Origin of the sequence: Psychrobacter sp. (assembly GCF_036731945.1) — a bacterium.
Lineage (GTDB): Bacteria > Pseudomonadota > Gammaproteobacteria > Pseudomonadales > Moraxellaceae > Psychrobacter.
On sequence record NZ_DAINDI010000004.1, the window covers coordinates 56,328 to 61,959 of the forward strand.

A 5,632-nucleotide genomic window follows, 5' to 3' on the forward strand; every position below is an offset into this window, starting at 1 on the left:
CGCCCCAATCCAAAAGCAAGACGTTAGTTGTCGGCTTGACTGGCGGTATCGGCAGTGGTAAGTCGGCGGCAAGCGATTGGTTCGCGCAGCAAGGGATTGATATTATTGATGCAGATGTGATTGCTCATCAAGTGGTCGCTAAAGGTAGCGCTACTTTACGTAAAATCAAAAGAAAATTTGGTGATTGGGTATTAAACGATGATGGGGAAATGGATCGCGCCGCCGTGCGCACTCATGTCTTCACCCATCCTGAAGCCTTAATTGAGCTTGAAGCCATCACCCATCCAGCCATACGCGAAGCGGCAAAATTGCAACTAGCAGCCAGTACGTCACCATATGTTGTGCTCTCAGCACCTTTGCTCATTGAAGGCGCAGAAGCAGGGCTTGCCAACTTATGCCAGCGTATACTGGTGATGGATGCCACCGAGGAAACCCAGCTTGCGCGTGCCAGCCAGCGCGATGAGCAAAGCGTACAAAAGATAAAAGCCATTATGATTAATCAGCTCAGCCGCGAAGAGCGTAATCGTCATGCAGATGATGTGGTGCTTAACGAGAGCGATCTTGCGGCGCTATATTTACAGCTTGAGCCGTTACATCAAAACTATCTTACGCTTGCCCAGCAGCTAAAGTTCGCTGCCGATTAATCTCATAGAGCGCCATACCGGTCGCCACACTCACATTTAAGCTTTGTAAATTACCATGCTCGTTGCCTGACATCGGAATATAAACCAGCTCATCGCAGCTCTCCATCGTCAGGCGGCGCATGCCCTCGCCCTCAGACCCCATAATGATCGCAGTTTTACCCGTCATATCAGCAGCATGTATTGGCTTTGCCTCTGCATTTAATGCGGTGCCAAACACAAAGACGCCAGCATTTTTAATCTTGCTTAACGTACGAGCCAAATTGGTCACACTAACGATAGGCATCATCTCGGCAGCCCCTACCGATACTTTCGCAACGGTTGGCGTCAGGCTTGCCGCATGGTGTTTGGGGCAAATAACGGCATCAACGCCCATGGCCACTGCGGTACGTAAACACGCACCAAAGTTATGCGCGTCGGTAATTTGGTCAAGCACCAATAATAAGCATTGCTCACGCTTAGCAAGGGTATCCAATAAACCTTCGTCAGCGAAACCTAACGGACGCGCATTCAGTACCACGCCTTGATGCTGCGGGCTACCGCATAGCTGAGTAAGCTTATCTTTTTGTGTCGGTTGAATACTAATACCATTATCACGTGCTTGCGCCATAATCGCTTGTACGTGGCTGTCGCTCTCACGTCCTTGTTGGACAAATAAACTGAGTCCATCAAGCGGGCGATATTCGAGTAAGGCTTCAATCGCGTGAATGCCATAAAAATAGCTAGGTTTTGCCATAGTGGGTCTACAATATAAAAGTGGTATCGCGTACGGCGATAAAAAATAGGAAATATAGTCAGTCCTAAATAAAATCAGTACAAGTATGATGACCCGCTACTGGTATTCATTTTGCGCAGCCTCTGTCTGCGTAGGCACAGCAAGCAAGGAAAATGAATACCAGTAGCTCTATGTTCATCTTATAGCGGACTGCCTATATAACGATAATTGTAGCAATTAACGCGTGGCGAAACGAAAAATTATTAAAATAATTGCCAAAAAAAAGAAGTAAACCTTCGCGTAAGATTTATTTCTTCTAACTTGTTTAGTTAAAGGTGGGGCAAGTTGTCTTATAACACCTTTAATCGTATGATTTTTTAGCCAGCTTAACCTTCTAAATGACAAATATACTGCACGATTTCTTCTGTGCGCAAATTAAAACCACTATTGCCTTCGACCACGAATGACTGTCCTGCGCGGTAGTAGCTAAATTCTTCCTCACCGTTTATTTTGACCTCACACTCACCGCTGATGATTTCGATGCGCTCCGAAGTATTGGTGCTAAAGTGATAGTGCTCAACCAAATTGTCGCAAGGCAAAATAACCCCGAGCGTTTTATGGCGACCGTCCTCAAACATAATGGTATGGCTTGAGCAACGACCATCGTAGGATATCGTGGCTTGAGCATTGACTGTTACATTGGTAAATTGCGCCGCTGTCATAGTGGCTTCCTTATCAAATAATTATTGCCAAACTAAAAGACCAAATTGAAAAACTAAATAGCAGAATAACTCATCGCTTAACTGACAGTTCTATTACAACTTTTTGACGATTCACTCTATATTTAGCTCGATATAACTGTTAACCAAATAAAGACTCGCATAGAGAATACACTATGAAAAGTAATGATGAAACGCTTACTTTATCTAGCACGAACTCACCTCTCGTCTTTTACTAGAAACATCATAGATAGCAGATTGTATGAAAATCTGGTGGTAAGAGTTTATCATTATGTGAGATTATGCTACCACATTATATCTATAAAGTTTGTTACAGCCACTAGGAAAGTTGTGCTTATTGTTAAATGAATACCTAGCTTTGCTTACCTTTAAAATTTGTATTTCCTACCTTTTGCCACCATAATATTTGCCAATTGTCTTTATCTTATTAGCACCATTTACCAAAGCTGTTTTTCTTTATTTATCCTATTGTAGACCTAAAAATCAGCCTAATTGCTGATATTTATTGTCTGCCATGAGAGGCGTTGATGCTCGTATCATTAACTTTACAGCAGTTTGCATTGATTGCTCAGCATGAGCTGAGCATGGCTGAAGGCTTCAATGTCATCACCGGTGAGACAGGTGCTGGCAAGTCATTATTACTAGATGCGCTGTCTTTGTGCGTAGGCGAGCGCGCTGATAGTGCCATGGTCAGGCACGGCGCGGCGTATGCTGATATCTATGCGCAGTTTGATGTAGAAAATAATGACGTCGTGGCAGAATGGTTTGCCAAAAACGAGCGCTCTTTAGAAGAACCTGAAGTCTTGATTCGCCGTCAGCTTAGTAATACAGGGCGCTCTAAAGCCTGGTTAAATGGCACGCCGGTCAGCTTAGCGGAATTAAAAAGCTTGGGCGCTTTATTGGTAAACATTCATAGTCAACATGCTCAGCAAGCCTTACTAAAGCCACAATTTGTGGTGCAATGGCTTGACGAGATGGCACAAATCACGCCACTTGCTGTACAAACGGCCAGCAGCTATCAAGCTTATCAGCAGCTCAAACGCCGCGCTGATGATATCGCCAGCCGCGAAGCTCAGCGTCAAGATCGCATTCAATTGTTGCAAAGCCAGCTTGCTGACATTGCGCCGCTACTCGCAGTTGATTATGCAGAAGTTGAAGCGGAGCACGAAGAGCTGTCTAATATCGAAGCGTTGATGACGGAGGCCAGTCACGGTTTACACCTGCTCGATAATGACACCGATGAGCCCGATGTCATGACCTTGCTCGGGCAAGCGATTAAGCTTTGCGACAATCAAATGAGCGTCAGTCAAACCTTTGAGCAGGCGTCCGAACAGTTGCATTTGGCGCAGCAGCAAATCACTGAGGTCACAGGCTTGCTATCGGATTATGCTGAACAGCAATTACCCGACCCTGAGCGCTTGCAAACACTCGATAGCTTAATCAGTCTTGGGCACCGTTTGTCGCGTAAGCATGGCCTGCCCACAAGCGATTTGATTGATGAAGCAAAGCAGTGGCAAGCGCAATTAGAACAGTTAGAAAATGAGCCAAGTAGCGATGCAATGGCAGCGCAAATTGAGCAAGCATGGCAAGAGTATTTGTCACTTGCCACTGAGCTTAATAAACAGCGCTCAAAAGCGGCGCCAAAAGTCAGTAAACAGCTGATTGCGCAATTACAACCGCTTGCCCTGCCAAATGCGCGCTGCGAGTTTGTCTTTACCAAAAAGACCGACCCTAACCAGTATAATGGTCAAGGCAGCTATGATATCGATTTGTTGTTTAGCGCCAACGTCGGTATGCCCATGCAGCCGCTACATAAAATTGCCTCAGGTGGTGAGCTGTCGCGGATGGCATTGGTCATGCAAGTTCTGCAAGCGACCAATGCTAATAATAATGCTGCCAAGCCAATGCTCGTCTTTGATGAAGTGGATGTTGGTATCAGTGGCGGTACGGCGCAAGTGGTTGGTGAGCTGTTACGCGCGCTTGGGCAGACGCAGCAGTTATTGGCCATTACCCACCAAGCGCAAGTTGCGGCGCAAGCGCATCAGCATATCTTGGTACAAAAACATCATGATGAGCAAACCGAAAGCGAGCTATTAATCTTAACCGATAGCGCGCAAGTCGATGAGCTGGCCCGTATGTCTGGCGGGGTGACCATCACGGATGTCACCCGTGACCATGCGCGTAGCTTATTAAGCGATGTTAAATAATGATTATTGATTGATGGTTATGAAATGGTTGGCAGCTAAATGATTAATAGCAAATTACTCACAAATAATCGCTAAACATTTGCTTTAGTTGATTTTTTACACCTAAACGCCATATAGTGGTCTATCCTCTTGATAATTTCACCTTTAATATTAGGTTGCGTTTGTTTCTATGTCTAAAGCCAATTTGACCCATCATTTCTTAATCGCGGCGCCCGAGCTGTCAGACCCACGGTTTGAGCAGGCGCTGATTTATATCTGTCGCCATGATAAACATGGGGCGCTCGGTCTGATGGTCAATCGTCCGATAGAGCAAGCGCGCGTCGGCAAACTGCTAGAAGACTTAGGTATCGAAGTGACCGATCCGCAAGTAATGGAAGATATGGCGCTAGAAGGGGGTCCTATGTATCCAGAAGTCGGTTTTGTCTTGCACACCGGTCAACCAGAATGGGCGTCGTCTTTTGCCATCTCAGAAAACGTCTGTATTACTACCAGCCAAGATATCCTAAAACGCATCGCTGCTGGTCAAGGTGTTGGGCATTATCAGCTGTGCTTAGGTCATGCCAGCTGGGGAAAAAAGCAGCTCGACCAAGAGCTCGCGAGTGGCGACTGGCTGGTTTGTCCTGCGGATCTGAATTTATTGTTTGATACGCCATTTGCAGAACGCTGGCAAGTCGCTGCCGATAAGATTGGCATTAACTTTGACTATTTGAGCAGCGATATTGGTCATGCCTAGCGTTATATATTAACTGCTATATACTGAGCAGCATTTGCTTAATGAAGACAGAAATAGGAATACCCCAAATTATGGTCAATAGTATTGTTGCAGATGGCGCAGACGCTATAACGACTCATAGCGCAGACGTTATAAATGCTGATAGCGCTACTGAACCCACTATTAAGCCGCATCTAATTTTGGCACTTGATTATGGCGTCAAAAAGATGGGCATGGCGTTAGGTAATAGTATTACCGAAACTGCGCGCGCCTTTGATATTTTGGCGATGAATAATGGTCAGCCGGATTGGGACAACCTGCTCGGCATTATCAAAGTTTGGGGCGTGGCAAAAGTGGTGGTCGGATTACCATTAAACATGGATGGGAGCAGCTCAATGCTGTCCAAGCGGGCGCACAAATTTGCTCGTCGGTTGGCGCATAGAATTATGGAGCAGCGTTTACCCGTCATTGTCTCTCTCTGCGATGAACGCCTGACCTCAGTAGCAGCACGCGAAATTGCGTGGGAAAACGGTTGGATTCAAAACGAGCGCGATCCGATTGATGATATCTCCGCCTGTATCCTGATGTCGACGTATTTTGCTGATCCGAGTAGCAGT

The 5,632-nt window shown here is 45.9% G+C and carries 6 protein-coding genes; 4 read left to right on the forward strand and 2 right to left on the reverse strand.

Annotated elements, in window-relative coordinates:
* Positions 1-644, forward strand: a 644-nt coding sequence (coaE, locus tag V7D75_RS01625; protein WP_333613138.1) for a dephospho-CoA kinase, incomplete at its 5' end; no start/stop codon positions are given.
* On the opposite strand, the gene rlmB is transcribed toward coaE, so the two are convergent.
* Both rlmB and ppnP read right to left on the reverse strand, forming a co-directional pair.
* Positions 607-1,377: a 23S rRNA (guanosine(2251)-2'-O)-methyltransferase RlmB gene (rlmB, locus tag V7D75_RS01630; RefSeq protein ID WP_068407911.1), complete on the reverse strand. Its 771-nt coding sequence runs from the start codon at positions 1,375-1,377 to the stop codon at positions 607-609. The two genes, coaE and rlmB, sit on opposite strands and share 38 nt — an antisense overlap.
* Before the next feature lie 365 nt (positions 1,378-1,742).
* The gene (ppnP, locus tag V7D75_RS01635) at positions 1,743-2,078 is read right to left on the reverse strand and encodes a pyrimidine/purine nucleoside phosphorylase (RefSeq protein ID WP_068407914.1); all 336 of its coding nucleotides are present in this window, start codon (positions 2,076-2,078) and stop codon (positions 1,743-1,745) included.
* Between the two features lie 545 nt (positions 2,079-2,623).
* Here ppnP and recN point away from each other — a divergent pair.
* The 3 genes from recN to ruvX form a co-directional block, all read left to right on the forward strand.
* The gene (gene recN, locus V7D75_RS01640; protein ID WP_333613139.1) at positions 2,624-4,303 is read left to right on the forward strand and encodes a DNA repair protein RecN; all 1,680 of its coding nucleotides are present in this window, start codon (positions 2,624-2,626) and stop codon (positions 4,301-4,303) included.
* Positions 4,304-4,472: 169 nt separating this feature from the next.
* Positions 4,473-5,036 carry a YqgE/AlgH family protein gene (locus V7D75_RS01645; RefSeq protein ID WP_333613140.1) on the forward strand — a complete coding sequence of 188 codons (564 nt, stop codon included), beginning with the start codon at positions 4,473-4,475 and terminating at the stop codon, positions 5,034-5,036.
* A 71-nt stretch (positions 5,037-5,107) separates the two neighbouring features.
* Positions 5,108-5,632 (forward strand): Holliday junction resolvase RuvX (gene ruvX / locus V7D75_RS01650; protein WP_333613141.1); only part of this gene is annotated, 525 nt, incomplete at its 3' end.

Excerpts from the sequence above, each read along its gene's own strand:
- rlmB (WP_068407911.1), bottom strand. The coding sequence starts at position 1,377 with ATGGCAAAACCTAGCTATTTTTATGGCATTCACGCGATTGAAGCCTTA.
- ppnP (WP_068407914.1), bottom strand. The coding sequence starts at position 2,078 with ATGACAGCGGCGCAATTTACCAATGTAACAGTCAATGCTCAAGCCACG.
- recN (WP_333613139.1), top strand. The coding sequence starts at position 2,624 with ATGCTCGTATCATTAACTTTACAGCAGTTTGCATTGATTGCTCAGCAT.
- V7D75_RS01645 (WP_333613140.1), top strand. The coding sequence starts at position 4,473 with ATGTCTAAAGCCAATTTGACCCATCATTTCTTAATCGCGGCGCCCGAG.